Raw genomic sequence first — 17872 nt, forward strand, 5'->3', positions numbered from 1 at the left:
GGATCGACGACGATGTCCGCCTCGGCGCGCAGGGTATGCCCGATCCACCGCATCCGCACCTGCCCGGTATCCCGCACCCCCTCCACGGTGCGCAGCGCGCGTTCGGCGGTGTCGACGAGGGCGGGGTCGACCGAGTCCATCAGCCGCCGGCAGACCTCCCGGGCGGCGTCCTTGAGGACGAACAGAATCGCGACCGTGATCAGCAGGCCGACCACCGGGTCGGCCGCCCGCCAGCCGACCGCCGCGCCACCGGCCCCGAGGAGGACGGCGAGGGAGGTGAAGCCGTCGGTGCGGGCGTGGAGCCCGTCGGCGACCAGGGCCGCCGACCCGATCCGCCGCCCGGTGCGGATACGGTAGCGGGCGACCCACTCGTTGCCGGCGAACCCGGTCAGCGCGGCGGCGGCCACCGCCCACAGGCAGCTGATGTCGCGGGGGTTGAACAGCCGGTCCACCGCCATCCAGGCGGCCAGCGCCGCGGACGCCGCGATGGTCGCCGTGATGACGATGCCGGCCAGGTCCTCGGCACGGCCGTAACCGTAGGTGTAGCGGCGGTTCGCCGCCCGCCGACCCAGCACGAACGCGATGCCCAGCGGCACAGCGGTCAGCGCGTCGGCGGCATTGTGGATCGTGTCGCCGAGCAGCGCCACCGACCCCGACAGGGCGACGATCACCGCCTGGACCGCAGTCGTCGCCCCCAGCACGGCCAGGGAGATCCACAGCGTGCGCATGCCCTCCCGCGAGGTCTCCATCGCCGTGTCGACCTTGTCCCCGGCCTCATGACCGTGCGGCGTGACCAGCTGAGCGAGCCGGTGCCGCAGCCGGCCCGCGCGGGACTCCCCGCGCTCGCGCCGGCGCCCCGTACCGCCGTGCCCGCTGCTGGGATGGTGGTGGTGATCGTGCGCGTGGGTGTGCCGATTCGCCTCCATGGAGCCCACCGTGGCACACCGATTCGATTGCGGCTATAGCTGTCATACACACTGTGACCAGGTGCGATGCCTGTGCATATGCTCCATGAAGGCAACAGGACGCCGAAGCGGTTCATCGAGGTCGGCACCTGCCGTTGCCGGACGCGCGACGGACCGGATGGCCGGTGAGCGTGGTGCGTCCGCCCGGGGTACGTCGGCACGGTGCGCCGTGCCGTGCCGTGCCGCAGGGCCCGTACGGGAGCAAGGTCCCACCGGGCCGGAAGGGATCGGCGGCCCGGGCAACCTCCGGCATCCGTCCGTACTCTCCCTTCCCGGTACACGCCCGGGCGAACGGCCGTGCCGGAAGGGACGGCCCGCCGCCCCACCCCCGAAATGAGGGCCAATGAACATACGCACGGGCGCGGTCGGCGCACTGGCCGCCGGAGTCGCCGTGATGACACTGCTCGCCGGGCAGGCGCACGCGGTGCCGGTCCTGCCCACGGGCGGCTGGAACGGGGACCCCGACACCGGCCTCGGCACCGCCGTCTTCGGCCACATCGGCAGCAACTGCGCCCTGGACAAGGGCAGCATCACCGCCCCGAGCAGCGGCGATCGCGGCAAGATCTGGCGCTACCACAAGCCGGTGGGCTCCGACCGCTGCGAGAGCAAGGGCATCAAGGTCAAGGACGACGTCACCGGCAAGGCCGTGTCCTACGACTTCACTCCCAAGGCGGGCCAGGCGAACAAGTACTACCTGGGCTGGGAGAGCAGACTCTCCAGCACGGTCGACAACCACGCGATCTTCCAGTGGAAGTCCTACCCCGAGGGTCTCCAGAACTGGCCCGTCGTACTGAAGGTGGTGGACGGCAAGCTCACCCTGATCCACCGCACCACGGCCACGCCCGTCCCGGTGACCCTCTGGCAGAAGGACATCCTGCCCAACGACTGGAACCACATCGTCCTGGGCCTGGAGCTCTCCAGCGACGCGGGCAGCGGCACCATCGAGCTGTGGATCAACGGGACGAAGCAGACCTTCAGCAACGGCTCGACGGTGTGGCAGGCCCGCACCTGGGACACCGGTAACCAGCCGAAGTGGGGGCTGTACGGCGCGACCGCGCACGAGGTGAACCACGACATGGACAAGCTGCGGGTCAGCACCGACTACAACGACGTGAAGCAGCACCCGTAACCGCTCCCGGCGGCCCCGGGTTCCCAGGGCCGCCGGACCCTTGGGAGGTCGCCCGGTCGGGCCCCCGCCAGCGGGGCGACTTGCGCAACGCCCTTCCCGCCCTGGAAGCTCTCTCCCGACCGGGCGGCGGACACGGGTCCGGCCACCACCCGCACGGACCGGGCCGGGCCGCCACCGACGCGGATCGGGCCGGCCCGCCCGCCCGTACGGCGAGGAAACTCATGTACGACGCACTTCTGGCAGAGACCGTCACCCTCACCGGCCACGGCGGTGACCGCATCGAGGCGTACTCGGCACGCCCCCTGACGCCCGGTCCGCTCGGCGGTGTGGTGGTGATCCACCACATGCCGGGCTACGACCGCGCCACCAAGGAGATCGTGCGCAGATTCGCCGCCGAGGGATACGCGGCCCTCTGCCCCAACCTCTACAGCCGGGAGGCCCCGGGCGCGGCTCCCGAAGAGGCGGCGGCCATCGCCCGTGCCCGCGGCGGTGTCCCCGACGAGCGTCTCGTCGGGGACGTCGCGGGCGCGGTCCGCGAACTGCGCGGGCTGACCTCCTCCGGCCAGCGGGTCGCCACCGTCGGCTACTGCTCCGGCGGGCGGCAGTCCCTCCTCGCCGCCTGCCGGCTGGATCTCCAGGCCGCCGTCGACTGCTACGGCGCGTTCGCGGCCCGGCGTCCGCCCGAGGACTTCCCTCTCGCGGTCACCCCGGTCACCCCTCTGCTCGGTGATCTCTCCTGCCCGCTGCTCGGACTCTTCGGGGCAGAGGACGTCACTCCGTCACCGGAGGAGACGGCCGAGCTGGCAGCCGCTCTGACGGCCGAGGGCAAGGAGTACGAGTTCCACACCCTCGACGGTGCCGGGCACGCCTTCTTCGCGGTGGACCGGCCGCGCTACCGCCCCGGGCCCGCCCTGGAGGGCTGGCGGCTGCTGCTCGACTTCCTCGCGCGCCACATCGGCACGGCGAGCACGGCTCAACCGGCCGCGTAGCACCCGACGGAGCACTCACCACACGAGGACAACGGGGACAACGGGGACAACGCAGGCCATTGCCCTGGTCGACCCGTTCGCGCGGCCAGGGCCCCCGGAGCCGTCATGACGCAACCACGCGCCGCGATTGAGTACGCGACGGGACACCATGCACGTCGAGTCCGCACACCGGTACGGACCGTCCCCGATGGCCCGGGAACTCCCGTTCCGGTGTGCCCGGGGCACCCACACCGGTGATCGCCGGGACGACACTCGTGCGCCGGGGCCCCGGCGCACGGGGAGCCAGGACCCGGTCGGTCACAATCGCCGTACATCGGTGATCGTCGTACGGCGCAGGTCGAGAGGGGTACGGACGATGAGCGCGACCCAGTGTGAGCGGCTCGGCTGGCTCGGAACCGGGCGGATGGGCACGGCGATGGCCGGGCGGCTGCTGGACGGTGGAGCCGAGGTGTCCGTGTGGAACCGTACGGCGGCGAAGACCAGACCGCTGGTGGAGCGGGGCGCCACGGCCGTCGCCACGATCGACGCGCTGGCGGGTGCGTCGGACATCGTCCTGGTGATGGTGTCGGCCGACCCCGATCTGCTCGCGGTGACCACCGGTGCGGACGGATTGCTGAGCGCCCGGCGGCCGCCGGAGGTGATGGTGGACTGCTCCACGGTCTCGGCGGAGGCGTCCGCCGAGGTACGGCGCGCGGCGGAGGCATCCGGAGTGGCGTTTCTGGCAGCCCCGATCAGCGGAAACCCGCAGGTGGTGGGCGCGGGTGGGGGCTCCATCGTCGCGTCGGGCCCCCAGGGCGTCTATGAGCGGGTGCGGCCGTATCTGGAGATGATCGCGCCGTCGGTGACCCGTGTGGGACCCGCCGAGGAGAGCAGGCTGGTGAAGATCTGTCACAACTTGATGGTCGGCATGGTCACCCAGGCGCTGGTGGAGGTCACGGCGCTGGCGGAGAAGGGCGGAGTGGACCGCGCGGAGTTCCTCGACTTCATCGGCGGCTCGGCGCTCGGCTCGCCGTTCGTCCGCGCGAAGGGCCGGGCGTTGGCGGACCGCGACTACACGCCGACGTTCACGACCCGGCTGCTGCGCAAGGACTTCGATCTGGGGATGGGCGCGGCACGGGAACTGGAAGTGCCGATGCCGGTGGGCGCGCTGGTACGGCAGTTGGTGCAGAGCGCGATCGGCCAGGGCTACGGAGAGGCGGACTTCGTCGCCCTGTACGAGGTGGAGGCGAAGGCTGCGGGGATGCGGGACGGGGCGGCGTAGGGGCTGAGGTCACTTGGAGCGGATGGTGAGCGGTTCTCCGATGATGCGCTCGGCCAGCACCCGCCCCCATCCCTCCGCGTCCGCCCTCAGCGCCGCCACGGCGACGGTGCGTTCGGCCTCGATGGCGGCGGCGCCGGCCGCGAGGATCCGCTCCCGCTCCCGCTGCCCGTCCTCCCGGGCGGCCACGATGAGCGCGGTGCCCTCCTCGTGGGCCCGTTGGCGGGTGCGGGCCGCGTCATGGCGGGCGGCGGCGAGGAGGGCCTCGCGCTCCTCCCGCAGGGCGCGGGCCTCGGCGCGCACCCGCTCGGCGTGCTCCATGCCGCCTTCGATGCGCTCGGCACGCTCCTCCTGGATACGGACGGCGCGCGGGAGCAGCCACCGGGAGAGCGGGAAGAAGACGAGCGCGAAGCAGACAAGGCTGAGGATGAGGCCGTAGCCACTCGGGTTCAGCGGTCCGATGTCGAACGGAAGCAGATTGTCGTTCATGATCCACCGTACTCGTTTCACCAGGACGGAGTGCGAGAGGCACACGGGGCGCCGGGTGCTCCGAAAGGGGGATCGGGTGGGGTCCGGACGGCGGCTGCGGCCGATGCGGTGATCGCCCTGGGCTTTGCGGCCTCGCTCCAGGCCGCGCGCCTGCTGCCGGAGGCCCCTGAGAATCCCCGAGGCCCGCCCGGGGCCGCCCGGTCAGGCCCGCCCGGTCAGGTGTTCCGCGGGCTCCGGGGGGACGGAGGGGCCGTGAGCGGTGCTTCCGCTTCGGCCGTCCCCGCCGAACCGCTGCCGCCCCCTCTCACGCTCCGCTCACTCACCCATGTGGCCGAGACGGTGAAGTTGGCCTCCGTAGCCGCCTTGGCGATCACCGCTCCCGCCTCCGCGGTGATCCTGATCCCGAACTGGACGTTCACCTCGTCCGGCGGCGGAGCCGCGGAGCGCAGCTGGCCCACGACCGCGTCGACCGCGGGGCGGATGCGGGACAGGGCGTCCTGCAGCGTTCGGGCGGTCGAGCGCAGGGCGTCATCGCCCCTGCCCACGCGCTCGATCGCGGGCAGATCGTCCGGAACCTCCACCCAGACGGCGCCGCCCTCGTCCAGGGGCATCTCGATCAGTTCGGGCATACTCCGGAACTCCTCTGTCCGCGGGGGCGCAGGGCTCAACTCAACGCGCCTGAAGTGCTGTTCCGCCATGCTTACCAGAATTGCGGCGGGAATGAGGCAGTGGAGGGGGCGTGGCGTCCGCGGCCCGTAAGCCGGACCGCGGGACGACGGCCGGGCCCGCCGACGCCATCGCGCCCCGGCCGCCAGTCCGCCGGCCGTTCTGTCCTCCATCGACCCCGCCGAGGCGGCGGACTGTCTGTGCTCCATCCTGACGACGTCCGCGATGTCGGACGCCGTGAAGAAACTGAGCCCCGAGGGAGCGGCCACGGGGGACCCCTGTGGCTGACCGGCGGCAGACGCCGTCCGGGGCAGCGACACCAGGGTTGCGGACCCTGCGCACCCTGACGGCGTGCGGAGCCGGCGCGGCCCCGGACATCGGCCGTGGCACGCCGACCGGGCCGGTGGCCGTAGCCCTACGGGTGTGGCCGGAAGGACGTTCCGCCGGGTGCGATGGCGTCCTCCGCCCCGGTGCGCTCGTGTGCGGCGCCTCACCTTCACACATCGGTACGCGAACCGGCCATCCAGGCGGGCACACGTGACACAGCGACGGCCCTGACCCGAAAGAGAGTTGTCGCGTTCCGGGCGGACTGGGACAACTGGTCCGAGGCAGCCGAGCACCGCGGCACCGCCCTGTGCCGGTACGCCGCCGGCCACGCCGCGCTCACACGTCCGGCCGCCGCCCCAGCACTCCGGGTCCGGCCCAGGCGCCCGGCAACGGGAAGCGGCTTTGACACGGTACGGCTGGCCACCTCACCCGTCAGACACCCGGCGAAGGAGAAGGCCGTGTTCCAGACTCTGTTCCACAGCGAGGACGTGCCCGCGCAAGAACGGTTCGAGCGGTGGCTGGAGCTGACCACCAAAGCGTTCATGCCGACGGATCAGGTCAGTGAGTGCGCCGACTCCTTCGAGGCGTCGGCACGGACGCTGGAGTTCGGGACCCACTCCCTGGGCGCCTTGACCTTCCGGCCGCTTCAGATGCTGAGACCCCCGAAGCTCGTCCGCAAATCCGATCCCGAGATCTATCATCTGGTGCTTCCGTTACACGGCTGCTTGACCCTCGACCACGTCGGCCGGAGCACCGCGGTGGGGGCAGGGGGGATGGTTCTGTTCGACAGCTCCCGGCCGTACCGCGCGGCGGTGACCGCAAGCCAGGGTTCCGCCGAATTCCTCCATGTCGAGCTCCCCAAGGTTCTGTCCCCCCTGGCCCCTGGCCGTCTGAACCGGCTCGTGGGCGAGCGTCTGTCCGGCCGCGAGGGGATCGGCGCCATGTTCTCGGACTTCCTCATCCGCCTGGGCAGGGAAGCCGATCACTACCGCCCGGCCGACACCGCTCGGCTGGGCGGCATTCTGCTCGACGTGCTGACCGTCCTGCTGGCCCGCGAACTGGACGCCGAGGCGTCCGTACCGGCTGAATCACGCGGACGTGCGCTGATGCTGAGCGTCCAGGGCTTCATCGAGCGGCACCTCGGCGACGCCCGTCTCTCCCCTCAGACCATCGCAGCCGCCCATCAGATCTCGGTCAGCTACCTCTACAAGCTCTTCCACGAAGAACACCTGACCGTCGCGGCATACATCCGGGAACGACGCCTGGAGAGATGCCGTCGTGATCTGGCCGATCCCCGCTTGGGTTCCCGCCCTGTGCACATGATCGCCGCCCGCTGGGGCTTCACCAGCAACGCCCATTTCAGCCGCGCCTTTCGCGCCACCTATGGCGCCAGTCCGACCGAGTACCGGCACGCGGCAGTGGACAGCCGCTGTGTGGAAGGACCGTCAACAACAGTGCAAGGACAGTCAACGACTTGCTGAAGCCTGGTCGGCAAGCTCATGGCTGAGCCGTCCGGTTTCTGGGGGGGAATATGGACTTGTCCCACAGTCGAGTGTGCCCGCGCTGCCTGAACAAAGGCGACAGACACGCTTTGGGCAGTTCGGCAGTTGCACTGGAGAGGGTCGGCATGCTCAGCCGCCGCGAGTACGACGTCTTCCTTCTGTTGCCCAACGGTCCGTCGAACCGTGATCTTTCGTACGCTCTCAATATCACAGAGCGTACGGCGAAGGCCCATGTCGCGAGCATCCTGAAAAAGCTTGCTCTGGGCTCCCGGCTCCAGGCGTGCCTCACCGCCTGGTTGCATCTGACGAAGGATTGCCCCAGAGGTCAGTAGCGGTGCCGCAGGGTGGCCGCATTTCCCAGCGGCAGTCCGGTGAGGGAGGAGATCCCGAGCCCCCGGATCGGATCGGTGTCGGCTGCGCCGGTGAGCGAAGATCTGCGGCTTCCCTTTCCCGGCAACCGGATTGCACTGCCCTCACCACGGGCCAGGCTCTGGCGGCCGGTACCCGCCACGGCCGGCCGCCGCGTCCGCGACCCCGCGCGCCTCAGCGGGCGGCGGTCTCATCGTCGACGAGATGGACGAGGGCCGAACAGGCACGGACAATGGCGTCCAGGTGCTCGTGGTCATCCACGATGCCGCGCAGCAGAAATCCGCTGGTGAGGGCCAGAAGCGATGAGGCGATCAGTGTGGCCTCACCGCTGCTGACGCGCCGCTGTGACGGACCGTCCGAGAGGGGGACCCACCGCCGTACGAGCCCGCCCCCCGATCCGCTCGACGGCTTCATCGCCGCGACGGGTCTCACCCTGGCCCCGCCATGACCTCACCCCGAAGCGAAGACCTCAGGAGCGCCCGGCCCCCACCAGATGCCGGGAGTAGTCGTCGAGCGGATAGGAATCCGACATCCGGACCTGGCTCCGCATCAGGAGTTCCTTGCCCGGAACGTGACCGGCCAGGCGAACCACTCCATTGCGGAACGCGATGCCGCGCGATGTCTGGGGCGTCATCGCCTTCCCTTGGGCGTGGGCCGACTGCTGGATCCGCCTGATCCATGGGCGCAGTTCGGCCTCGTACCGGGCGGACGCCCCCGGTACGCCGTCGTCGCGTGCCGGGTGGAGCGTTATGCGACGGACGTCATGAGGTGGGTGGTGAACTTCCGTCCCCGCTCGGTGTCTTGTCGGTGTCGTCGACGCCTTCCGGATGCGGAGATCCCCTGACCACGCCGCTGACCACGCCAACCCTGGCCGACCCCCTGGCGGTCGGTACGCACACGGTCGACATCGACGGAGTGCCGCAGGGGTACCCACGTCCACGGCGCGGAGCCGGAGACATTCGCGCACGCGGTCACACGACTCGTGACCACCCGAGCCATGCCCTGAAAGCCCGGCTCCGCGAAGGCGACAGTCCCGACTCGCCCGCACAGCACGGAGGCGCGCGTCACACCAGTCGGCGTATCTCCCCCCGCACCCGGTAGAACCCGCCCGAGGAGGCATGCAGCGCATCGACCGCATAGCGGCCCCCCGCCTCCCGGATGCCCATCGGGAACTGCACCTTCCAGGACGGGTCATAGCCCTCCGAGACCACATGCACCCGCAGCCTGCCGCCCTCCTGGACGCACTCCACCACGATCCCGTCCGCGGCCCCCCTGCTCACGGTGGACAGCTGCGCGGCGGACGCCGCCGGAGTGTAGGTCGGCAGCGCCTCGGCCGACTTCACGTCCCGGGCCACCGGAACCGTGCCCTGCTGGGCGGCGGCGATCGCCGCCTCGCTCGCATCCACGCAGACCAGAGAGCCGTCCGTGGTCACCATGTACAGCTTCTCGTCCAGATACTGCATCGACAGCGCCGATCCGCCGCCCGTGCCCAGCTTCCACAGCCGGGCGCCCGCCGCGTCGAAGCAGTAGACCGAGGACGCCGAGTCACCGGCGAAGACATAGGCGCCACCCGGCGTGGTCGCGCATGAGTACACGGCCGCGTCACACCGGTACTCCGCCTCCACCGCGCCGGTGGCCTTGGACAGCCGCTGCACCAGATGGCGGCCGGTGCCCGCGTACACCGAGGCGTCCTCCTGCCAGCCGAACAGCACCGGACCGCGAGTCGGGGTGTGCCACAGCTGCCGCCCCCCGTCCCTGGCGTACGCGGTGACGCCCCCGCTGTGGCCGTGGTACACCGCCCGGCTGTCGGCGCGCACCATCCAGGCGCTGCTTCCCCCCGAGTCACGCGCCCACTGGTACTCGTCCTCATGGTCGATCACCGTCAGCCTGCCCTGGGCGTCCGACACATGCAGCACCCCCTCATGGATGTCCAGCCAGAAGATGTCCACGTAGTCCGCGATGCCGTACGCCCTGAACGGCAGCTTCGACGACAGGTCGTAGACCGTGCCGTCATCGCAGCCGGCGTAGATCCAGAAATCGTCCGCGACCAGGCACTTCACCCCGTTCGGCAGGGAGTAGCGGGCCAGCACCTCCCCGCCGTGGCTGAGGGTGTAGACATCGCCCGCCTGGTTGCCCATCCAGCAGCGGTCCTCCTCGACATGGATGCCGAAGGCCGCCGAGCCGGTGCGGAAACGCCAGAGCACCGGGGCCACCGCCCGCGCCGTCGAGGGCGCCGAGGCCACCTCGCGACGGGTCACCGGCCGGGCGGCCCGGCCGCCCCGGACCGCTGGGGCATATCCCTTGCGGACCTTCTCGCCGACCTTCTTCGCTGCCGCGGCCCGTGCCTTCTCCTCGGTGGGGAAGCTGCTGACCTGTGTCTGCCCCTCCGCCCCGATCCGGCCGTACCGGGCCTTGACCACGGTCCCCTCGACCGTGATCTCGTAGAACTTGTGGGCGCCGCCGCCTTCCTGCGACAGCTCCAGATATGTGGTCGTACCCGACATGGACACACCCCTCCCTAGGACAGGAACCGTGGCGTTCCTCCGCCCGATCCGCTGAAAAGAACGCTAGGCCCTGCCACTGACAACGGGCCCGGCCGGACGGCCGTCCATGGCCGAACCCGGGCCCAGGGGGATGAGCGGGCCGCCTCAGGGGGTGTTGCGGAACAGCCGGCCGCCGGAGACGGCCCTCGTCCAGAAGACCGGCGAAGTCACCGTTTTCACCCGGGTATTCCGCCTGCCCGTTGCCCAGGCTCCGTCGGTCTCCCCACGCCGGTTGGCCGTACGCACTAGGCTGCGCCGTTGAGTTCGGCGAGCGGACGCTCGCCGTGCCCGCCGCGTGTGCTGTGGCGGAACCCGGAACCCCGGAACCCCGGAACCCGGAACCGGGCGCCGTCGGACGACACCCGTGCTCGACAGGGGCACAGGGCCTGGAGAGGTGATGGAGACGACTCCGGACACCGAACTGCTCGGTTCGATACGGGCCGTGATCCGGCTCGCGCGCATCGCCCAGCAGGCATGCGAGGAGGCGGGGCTGACACTGGCCCAGTTCCGGGCGCTGAACAGCGCGGCGAAGGGCGGGCAGCGGGCGTACGAGCTGGCCCGTTCCACGGCGGTGAGCCGGCCTGCGGTCTCCGCGCTCACCAACGGCATGGTGCGCATGGGGCTGATCGAGCGCGGCGGGTCGGCGGAGGACGGCCGCGGCGTGCTGTTCTCCATCACGGACCAGGGCGTCGAGACCCTGCACAGGGCCGAGGAGCTGCTGGTGGAGCGGGTCAGGAAAGTGCTGGGGGAATCGGGTGACGGCGCGGTGCGCGCGCTGAGCGCGTTGCGGGTGGACGAGATCGAGGCCGCGCTCGACGCCCAGGCACTCCGCGACTTCGGGGCACGCCCCCACCGCCCCGGCCGATGACGGAGCCGGGCCCGGCCCCGGGGTCCGCCACGGTGGGTCGTCCCGTCGCACGCGGGACTGTTCCGGTCGCGGCGGGCGGCCCGGTGGCCCGGGAGGCTCCCGGGCCCCGGCTCGCGGTGCGCCGCGGACGGTTCCCGAACGGCCGCCGGATGCTTCCGGGGCGGTGTGTCCGGGGACCGGCGGGCCCCCCGTCCCTCCCGGTGCGGCACCCGCTGTTCCTCCCTCCCGTCCGAACCCGGGGTCCGTATCCGGGGTCCGTATCCGGGGTCCGTATCCGGGGTCCGTATCCGCCGGGGTCAGCCGACGTCCATTGACTTACGGGGACGGTCGTCGGCCGGATCCCGCGGTGGATGAACGGACGTCGGCGGCACCCCGGATGACGCCGCGATATCACCGCACAGATGGATCCGGGCCCGAAGGAAGAGAAACCCGGCCGCGAAGGCCGAGACGGCGACGGCGGCGCAGATCGCCGCCCGGGGCCCGTGCGCGTCGGAAATGAATCCGGCGGACACGGACCCGAGAAACCCTCCCGTCAGCAGGGTGAACACCGGCAGAATGGCGAACGCGTGGGCCCGCGTCCTGGGCGGGGTGACCGAGGCCACCAAGGGGCTCACGGACACCAGCGCGATACCCACGCAGACCGAGGCCAGCAGATGGCAGGCGATGAGCAGCGGAGCGGGCCGCAGCCAGACCCCGCCGGCGGTGACCGCGCCGAAGCCGAGGATCGCCGCCCCGGCGACGATCACCGTCCGCTCCGGACCGGAGCGGAACAGCCGGTCGAACTGTCGTCCGCCCATGATCATGGCCACGATCACCGGCAGTTGTACGAGCGAGAAGACCAGGCCGCGCTCGAAGGCGTCGAACCCGTACTCCTCGCCCAGCAGCAGTGACATCTGCACCGGCACGGTGTAGAGCGCCAGCCCCAGCACGCCGATCCCCAGGCAGATGAAGAGGAACGTCCGTACCCGTGCCATCAGCCGGAATCCCCGGATGACGCCCACCGGCGCCTCACCGGAACGGTGGTCCGGAACACCCCGCCCGTGCCCGGGATCCTTGAGGAAGACGGCGGCGGCCACGGCCAGCAGCGCGTAGGGCACCGCGAGACCGAGGTACGCCCAGCGCCAGGCTTCCCCACCGCCCGCGAGCGCCGCGGCCGACCCGGCGAGCGCGGGCCCGATCGCCTGCCCGATCGGAGTGGCCGTGGCATGCAGCGCGAAGACCCGGCCGCAGCCCTCGGCGGGGTAGGCGTCGGAGATCAGGGAGCCGAAGACGGGGTTGGAGTAGGCCGCGGCGAAGCCGGTGAGGGCGTACGCGGCGAAGAGCTGCCAGACGCTCTGCGCCAGTCCCGCCCCGATGAGGGACAGCGTCCCGACCGCCGCCGAGGCGACCACCAGGTACTTCCGGTTCACCCGGACGGCCAGCCAGGCCATCGGCAGCCCGCCGAGGGTCAGCGCCACACCGGTGAACCCGGCGGTGGCGACGAACGCGGCGTCGGAGACGCCGAAGGCGGTCCGGATGTCCGGGGCGAGGGTGCTGGTCGCCTCGCGGCTCAGCTGCTCCATCATCACCAGAGGAACGGCCAGCAGGCAGATGGCCCATCCTCCGCTGCGGAGGGTGTCCCGCAGCCCGAGCCCGTGGTGATCACGCATGACGGATTGCCTCCGGGCTCTGGGGCGGGGCGGGTCGGGTCGGGTCGGGTCGTCAAAGTCCCGTCTGTCTGCCGCGCCCGAGCATGCGAGCCCGGCAGGATCCATCAGGAGCGCCGCCCTAGGGAGTGTCTTCACAGTAGCGTCGTCCGCCCGGAGGGCGGGCCTGGCGGGGTCTGGTGCGTGCGATCGCAAGGCGGAGGAAGGAGTCCATGCGGTGGGGGCACCTCCCGGGCCGCCAGGCCCAGGGGGCCATCGGCGACTGACGACAACGCGGCGAGCGTGCGTGCCAGACCCCGCCAGGCAGACGGGACTTTGAAGACACGACCTAGAGCCGGCCGTCCAGCCAGTCGAAGGTGAACTCGGCCGCGGTGGCCGTGCCGCCGTTCTGGCAGTGCAACTGGGCCGTGCTCGCCCCGTCGAAGACCATGAACTCCTTGGGGCAGTCGAGAGCGTCGTACAGTCGGCGTGCCTGCCCGGCGGAGAATCGTTCCTCCGCGCCGTCCATCACCAGGGTCTCGCAGCTGATCCGGCCCGCGATGCCGGTGAGGTCGCAGGCGTCGAACTCCTGGAAGAGGTCGTACGGAGTCGACACCCCGTGCTTCCAGGACGAGTCCCGCAGAAACCACTCCGCCAGCGGCGACCGCGCGGTCACGGCCGAGGCGGCGGCGTTGAAGACCTCGGGCCCCTCCGCCAGAGCGTCGCCGAGGGACTCGGGAAGCCCCGCGCGGACGGATTCCCCCCAGTGCAGCACGCCCGGGTTGGCCACGCACACCTTGAGCCGCTGCTCGAAGGCCGCGGCACGCGGGGCGAGATAGCCGCCGAAGCTCAGCCCCATCAGCCCGATCCTGTCCGGGGCCACACCCTCCAGGGCGACCGCCGCGTCCACGACCGGGGTGACGACCTTCTCCCAGTCGTGGCGGAACGGGAGTTCATTGAGCCGCAGGGCGAGTCCCTGGCCGGGGCCATGGACGGCGAGGCAGTGGTAGCCGCGCCGGATGGCGCCGTCGTAGAGCCAGCGGGTGTCCTCCGGCCAGGCGTCCCGGCCCTGGAAGAAGATCAGCAGCGGCGCCTCGCGTCCGGCCTCGGGGCTGCGGTAGAGGTACGACGGCAGGAAGCTGTCCTCGTACGGGATCCGCACCGACTCCCCGGGATAGCCGGAGAGTGCGAGATAGCGGTCGTAGCAGTCGTAGGCGCTGATGGCGTTGGTCCGGGTGCGCAGGTCGTCCGATCTGCTGAAGTGCAGCAGCGAGGCGCGCCAATAGGTCGCGGCGCGCAGATAGGCGTCGCCCGCCGAGACCCGGCGGCCGTGCCTCTCGGCGGATTCGGCGCGCTGCTGAAGTGATCGGGCCCGTTCGCTCCACGCCGAGATCCAGCTCTCCTCGTCGTCGTCGCGGATGGCGCGGGCGGCCTCCAGGCACTCGCCGAGGTCGGACATGCCGAAGGTCATCATGCTGAGCTGATGCTTGAGCTGGTCGTCCATGACCTCGCCGGGGATGAACCGATGCGAGGTCCAGTGAGGGCCGGGAAAGAGCGGATTCGGCCCTGGTGTCGCGGGTGCGGACACGATCTTCTCCCTCTGCGGGTTCTGCGGCGGTGTCGGGCGCTGCGGCGTCGGGGACTCGGTGTCAGGGGCTCGGCGTCGGGGACTCGGTGTCGGGGACGTTCACGGGAAGAGTTGCTCCCGACCTCGGCGAGTAACTAGTTAAATCCTTTAATCATATGATCAATCGTAGCTGGCCCTCCCGGTCGCGCAAGTGGGGAGACGGGCCATAAGCAACCCTGCAATCAGGGCAGTTGGGGAATCGTACGAGCGGACGACGGAGCGCCGCTGGTACCCCGTGTGGGCTTGGCCGTCTCCTTCATCCGCCCACCTCTGCGATCGTGAGCGCCTCGCGCGGAAGTGCTCTACCGGCCGATCGAGCAGAGCAGGACGCGCCCGTCGCCGGTGCCGATCACCAGTCGGCCCGGCCCGGCGACGGTGAGCGCGGTCGGCACGGCGGACACCGCGCCGACGGTGAGGTGCTGCCGCCCGCGTACGGCGCCGTCGCCCAGACCGAGGACGACGATCTCGCCGCTGTCGTAGGCGACGTAGACGGCGTCAGCGGCGGTATCCAGCGCGGTGGCGTACCGATCCGCGCGGAACACCCAGTCGGGCACTCCGTCGGACAGCGACCGCCGGACGACGAACGAGCCGCCGGGCTGGAGGCCCCGGCCGTCGTACACGCTCCCGGCGTGGACCAGCGAGCCGTCCGCCGACTCCACGCCGGGGCCGCCGAAGCAGACCTCCCCGGGAACCGGGGAGTACGGGAAGAGCCGCCGCGTCCCCGCCCGGCCCGGCCCGGCCCGGCCCGGCCGGCCGGCCGCCGCGTCCCGGACGGAGCGACCTCCACGGCGGCCACCCACCGCTCCCCCTCTTCACGGAGCCGTTCACGACGCGTCCCGACCATGGCCTCGAAGTAGAGCCGGCGTCCGCGCCGGACCGTGAGAGAGCTACGGGAGCCGTTCGATCCGCGGGGCGTGAGGGCCGGGGTGCCGTCCGCGCAGCGCACCAGCGAGACGGGCCGGGAGGGGACGAACTGGTCCAGCCGCGCCCCGTCCGCCAGTGAGAGCCGGGTGACGGAGTACCCGGACCGGAACCGCTCGTCCTGGTGCACCGATGCGACCCAGGCCGATCGCTCGTCCTCGGCGACCACGATCTCGTGTCCGCTCACCCCGTCGCAGACCGCCCACTCCCGTTCTCCCGACGGCGACCAGCACTCCAGCCGCACTCCGTCACCGCAGGCCAGGATCCGGCCGTCGGAGAGCGGCTCGACCGCGCGGACATGGCGGCGCGGATTCCAGTCCGCCGCGAGTGCCGTGACCGTGTGGCGGGCGCGCGGGCCGACGTCCAGGCGGGGGGCCGCCACCCGTGGCCCGACCAGGTCGTGGTCGGTGAGCGAGTGCGGGGCCACGGCGGTCCAGTCGGGCAGGCTCACCACGGCGGTGTGCCCGTGGGTGTGCGCCCCCTCGTCCTCCCCGTCGTCGGGCGGGGCCATCAACAGTCGCAGATCGGTCTCGCCCTGCCACTCCAGATCCAGTATCCAGCGGCCGAGCCCGTGCTCGATAGCCGAGACGGCGTCGCCCGTCTCCAGGTCGAGCAGCAGCAGTTCGCCCTCGAAGAAATAACCGCCGTCGTATTGTCCGGTACCGATCGCGAGCAGCGGAAGCGTGGGGTGGAAGGCCATCGCGTGGACCCGGTGCCGCGAACGGAGCAGCGTACGGCAGACCAGATCACCGGTGCCGTACACGCCGACCGGCGCACCGCCGGCGAAGTGGTGGGTGTGAGTGCCCGCCACGGCGAGCACTCCGCGCCGGTCGTCGGCGACAGCCAGGGCGGGTTCGCCTATTTCGGCGAAAGGGCGGTCGCCGAGCACCCGGTCGACATGGAGAAGTGAGGCCATGTGGACAATTCTGCCAAGGCCCGGCTCTGACGAGCTGCCTGGCGGTTGTTCTGCTCACACGGTGCAGCCTGGCCGCCGCTGCCCGGCGTGATGTCGCTGTGGGGGTGAGTTACAGGCGGGTGAAGGAGCCGGCGCCGCGCATGGTCGCGGTGGTGACGGGGGGACCGCCGAGGAGGGTGAGCAGACAGAGGTCGCTCAGGTTGGAGTTGCTGACATCGCCGACGAAGGTGAACGTGTCGCCGACCAGCCGGTCGCCGGCGGTGGCCTGGCCGGTCATCAGAGTCTCGCCGTTGACGTTCGCGGCGACGCTGAGCCCGGTGACGGTGGTGGTGGCGGTGCCGCTGGGGGTGAGATTCCAGGAGAAGCGCGCGGTTCCTGTGGTCTGTGCGGTGGGATTGAGGCAGCTGAGTGCGGTGGCGTTGAGGGTTCCGGTGAACGTTCCGGAGACGATCTTCGTGGTGGCGGAGCTGGTGTCGAGGCAGAGGCCGGCCGTTCCGGCGGAGATGGCGATGGTCACATTCTGGGGGACGGCGCTGAGCGGCGGGGTGAAGGTGAGGACGGCCGAGGTGGCCGGACAGTTCAGGTCCGCGCCGGGCACGGCCGCATGTGCGGGCGCGGGCGCGGGCACGGTGGTCAGCAGGCTCGCGAGGGCGAATCCCACCGCGAGCGGGAACCGAGTCAGTGACATGTGCTGCTCCAGGGTGTTCCGTACGGATTCTCTGCGGCGGCCCGTTCGGGCACGATCCATGCGGGTGACGGTTCGTCAGATGGCACCGTGGTGTCCACGCCCGGGACCGCGTGGGCGGGGTACGCGCCGGTCACCGCCGCCGTCGCCGGCAGCGCGACGCCGGCGGCCCAGGCCCCTGGCCGGGGCGGGAACCTGCTGCGGGTGGTGGGAACGGCCGAAGAGCCGTGGGGGCATGACAGGTTCTCCCTCCGGCCGTCACCGTGCGAGAACAGCAGGCGCGCTTTCACGCATGCGCGTCCGCGGCATCGGGCCCGCGCGCCGGGCGACCGGTACGTCGTCACCCGTACGGCCCATACCGTGAGCGGTGCGGCAATCGTGTCCATGTCACCGTGAACCCGGCACGGAGAACGGCACAAGGCGTGCCAGGAGGAATCCACCCCATTGGGTCATCCGCCCGAACGTGAGCGCGCCTCACCCGTCACAGCGGCCGTCACGGTACCCGCCGGGCAACTGCTCGGGGGCCGTACACACACGAGACCGGCACGGCAGCGGAGAACGGGGCGCCGAGTGCCCCGTCCACGCTTCCCGCGCCGCCCGTGGTCCTGGGGCGGCTTCCGTTCCTCGGCCATCCAGCCGCCATGCTCCGCGATCCTCTCGGCTTCATGGCGTCCCTGCCGCGTATGACCGATGTGGTCACCATCTACGCCGGCAAGCGGCCGGTCCACGCGTCGGAGCGGGTCGGGACCCGCTCCGACGTGGAACGGGCGGCATCGATCAGGGCCTGGCGTGCGCATGGGACGGCGCAGCCGCTCCCGCCGCCAGGCGGAAGGGGCTGCGCCGGGGCTCGGATCGTCAGTCGCAGTTCGAGACCGCGACTGACGAGTTCCCGTTCGGGGCGTCGACCCGGGCGGCCCAGGCGAGGCACTTGTCCTTGGCGTTGGTCACCTTAACGGGACCCGCGTACTGGAGGTACATTCCACAGTCGTTGGG

At 71.2% G+C, this 17872-nt stretch carries 17 protein-coding genes; 7 read left to right on the forward strand and 10 right to left on the reverse strand.

Translation table 11 applies throughout. From position 1 onward, the window contains the following. Positions 1–926, reverse strand: a 926-nt coding sequence (locus FF041_RS29700; RefSeq protein ID WP_153525693.1) for a cation diffusion facilitator family transporter, incomplete at its 3' end; no start/stop codon positions are given. 382 nt (positions 927–1308) lie between these two features. Between FF041_RS29700 and FF041_RS29705 the strand changes: the two genes are divergently transcribed. The 3 genes from FF041_RS29705 (at position 1309) to FF041_RS29715 (ending at position 4344) form a co-directional block, all read left to right on the forward strand. Next, a complete protein-coding gene (locus FF041_RS29705; RefSeq protein WP_153525658.1) occupies positions 1309–2094 on the forward strand; it encodes a heparin lyase I family protein in 786 nt (261 codons plus the stop codon). A 221-nt stretch (positions 2095–2315) separates the two neighbouring features. Next, positions 2316–3083 carry a dienelactone hydrolase family protein gene (locus FF041_RS29710; RefSeq protein ID WP_153525659.1) on the forward strand — a complete coding sequence of 256 codons (768 nt, stop codon included), beginning with the start codon at positions 2316–2318 and terminating at the stop codon, positions 3081–3083. Between the two features lie 355 nt (positions 3084–3438). Next, on the forward strand, positions 3439–4344 hold the full coding sequence (locus tag FF041_RS29715) for an NAD(P)-dependent oxidoreductase (RefSeq protein ID WP_153525660.1): 906 nt from the start codon (positions 3439–3441) through the stop codon (positions 4342–4344). A gap of 9 nt (positions 4345–4353) precedes the next feature. On the opposite strand, the gene FF041_RS29720 is transcribed toward FF041_RS29715, so the two are convergent. Together FF041_RS29720 and FF041_RS29725 are read right to left on the reverse strand one after the other, a co-directional pair. Further along, entirely contained in the window at positions 4354–4830 is a 477-nt protein-coding gene (locus FF041_RS29720) for a F0F1 ATP synthase subunit B family protein (RefSeq protein ID WP_153525661.1), read from the reverse strand. Between the two features lie 215 nt (positions 4831–5045). After that, positions 5046–5459 (reverse strand): CU044_2847 family protein, encoded by a 414-nt coding sequence (locus FF041_RS29725; RefSeq protein WP_194292221.1) that lies wholly within the window; start codon positions 5457–5459, stop codon positions 5046–5048. Between the two features lie 822 nt (positions 5460–6281). Here FF041_RS29725 and FF041_RS29730 point away from each other — a divergent pair. Both FF041_RS29730 and FF041_RS40615 read left to right on the forward strand, forming a co-directional pair. Then, complete coding sequence (locus tag FF041_RS29730; RefSeq protein WP_194292222.1) at positions 6282–7304, forward strand: helix-turn-helix domain-containing protein; 1023 nt, start codon at positions 6282–6284, stop codon at positions 7302–7304. Positions 7305–7450: 146 nt separating this feature from the next. Next, complete coding sequence (locus FF041_RS40615) at positions 7451–7657, forward strand: LuxR C-terminal-related transcriptional regulator (RefSeq protein WP_194292223.1); 207 nt, start codon at positions 7451–7453, stop codon at positions 7655–7657. Positions 7658–7868: 211 nt separating this feature from the next. Here FF041_RS40615 and FF041_RS29740 read toward each other — a convergent pair whose 3' ends face one another. From FF041_RS29740 to FF041_RS29750, 3 genes are all read right to left on the reverse strand, one after another. Next, positions 7869–8126 carry a hypothetical protein gene (locus FF041_RS29740; RefSeq protein ID WP_153525664.1) on the reverse strand — a complete coding sequence of 86 codons (258 nt, stop codon included), beginning with the start codon at positions 8124–8126 and terminating at the stop codon, positions 7869–7871. A gap of 37 nt (positions 8127–8163) precedes the next feature. Continuing rightward, positions 8164–8328 carry a hypothetical protein gene (locus tag FF041_RS29745; RefSeq protein ID WP_153525665.1) on the reverse strand — a complete coding sequence of 55 codons (165 nt, stop codon included), beginning with the start codon at positions 8326–8328 and terminating at the stop codon, positions 8164–8166. Positions 8329–8758: 430 nt separating this feature from the next. After that, entirely contained in the window at positions 8759–10198 is a 1440-nt protein-coding gene (locus tag FF041_RS29750) for a WGR domain-containing protein (protein WP_153525666.1), read from the reverse strand. A 436-nt stretch (positions 10199–10634) separates the two neighbouring features. Between FF041_RS29750 and FF041_RS29755 the strand changes: the two genes are divergently transcribed. Continuing rightward, the gene (locus tag FF041_RS29755; protein WP_153525667.1) at positions 10635–11105 is read left to right on the forward strand and encodes a MarR family winged helix-turn-helix transcriptional regulator; all 471 of its coding nucleotides are present in this window, start codon (positions 10635–10637) and stop codon (positions 11103–11105) included. Positions 11106–11401: 296 nt separating this feature from the next. On the opposite strand, the gene FF041_RS29760 is transcribed toward FF041_RS29755, so the two are convergent. From FF041_RS29760 to FF041_RS29770, 3 genes are all read right to left on the reverse strand, one after another. Next, positions 11402–12754, reverse strand: coding sequence for an MFS transporter (locus FF041_RS29760; RefSeq protein WP_194292224.1), 1353 nt, complete (start codon positions 12752–12754; stop codon positions 11402–11404). 325 nt (positions 12755–13079) lie between these two features. Further along, on the reverse strand, positions 13080–14318 hold the full coding sequence (locus FF041_RS29765) for an alpha/beta hydrolase family protein (RefSeq protein ID WP_323393093.1): 1239 nt from the start codon (positions 14316–14318) through the stop codon (positions 13080–13082). A 341-nt stretch (positions 14319–14659) separates the two neighbouring features. Continuing rightward, positions 14660–15157: a hypothetical protein gene (locus tag FF041_RS29770; protein ID WP_153525669.1), complete on the reverse strand. Its 498-nt coding sequence runs from the start codon at positions 15155–15157 to the stop codon at positions 14660–14662. 587 nt (positions 15158–15744) lie between these two features. Between FF041_RS29770 and FF041_RS29775 the strand changes: the two genes are divergently transcribed. Further along, the gene (locus FF041_RS29775) at positions 15745–16188 is read left to right on the forward strand and encodes a hypothetical protein (RefSeq protein WP_153525670.1); all 444 of its coding nucleotides are present in this window, start codon (positions 15745–15747) and stop codon (positions 16186–16188) included. Between the two features lie 115 nt (positions 16189–16303). Here the strand turns inward: FF041_RS29775 and FF041_RS29780 are convergent, their stop codons facing one another. Further along, positions 16304–16942 (reverse strand): hypothetical protein, encoded by a 639-nt coding sequence (locus tag FF041_RS29780; RefSeq protein ID WP_153525671.1) that lies wholly within the window; start codon positions 16940–16942, stop codon positions 16304–16306. Positions 16943–17872: the final 930 nt, after the last annotated feature.

Source organism: Streptomyces jumonjinensis (assembly GCF_009600885.1).
GTDB classification, from domain to species: Bacteria; Actinomycetota; Actinomycetes; order Streptomycetales; family Streptomycetaceae; genus Streptomyces; species Streptomyces jumonjinensis.

Bases quoted from the DNA above. Each gene is read 5' to 3' on its own strand.
- FF041_RS29705 (WP_153525658.1), top strand. From the start codon at position 1,309: ATGAACATACGCACGGGCGCGGTCGGCGCACTGGCCGCCGGAGTCGCC.
- FF041_RS29710 (WP_153525659.1), top strand. From the start codon at position 2,316: ATGTACGACGCACTTCTGGCAGAGACCGTCACCCTCACCGGCCACGGC.
- FF041_RS29715 (WP_153525660.1), top strand. From the start codon at position 3,439: ATGAGCGCGACCCAGTGTGAGCGGCTCGGCTGGCTCGGAACCGGGCGG.
- FF041_RS29720 (WP_153525661.1), bottom strand. From the start codon at position 4,830: ATGAACGACAATCTGCTTCCGTTCGACATCGGACCGCTGAACCCGAGT.
- FF041_RS29725 (WP_194292221.1), bottom strand. From the start codon at position 5,459: ATGCCCGAACTGATCGAGATGCCCCTGGACGAGGGCGGCGCCGTCTGG.
- FF041_RS40615 (WP_194292223.1), top strand. From the start codon at position 7,451: ATGCTCAGCCGCCGCGAGTACGACGTCTTCCTTCTGTTGCCCAACGGT.
- FF041_RS29745 (WP_153525665.1), bottom strand. From the start codon at position 8,328: ATGACGCCCCAGACATCGCGCGGCATCGCGTTCCGCAATGGAGTGGTT.
- FF041_RS29750 (WP_153525666.1), bottom strand. From the start codon at position 10,198: ATGTCGGGTACGACCACATATCTGGAGCTGTCGCAGGAAGGCGGCGGC.
- FF041_RS29755 (WP_153525667.1), top strand. From the start codon at position 10,635: ATGGAGACGACTCCGGACACCGAACTGCTCGGTTCGATACGGGCCGTG.
- FF041_RS29760 (WP_194292224.1), bottom strand. From the start codon at position 12,754: ATGCGTGATCACCACGGGCTCGGGCTGCGGGACACCCTCCGCAGCGGA.
- FF041_RS29780 (WP_153525671.1), bottom strand. From the start codon at position 16,942: ATGGATCGTGCCCGAACGGGCCGCCGCAGAGAATCCGTACGGAACACC.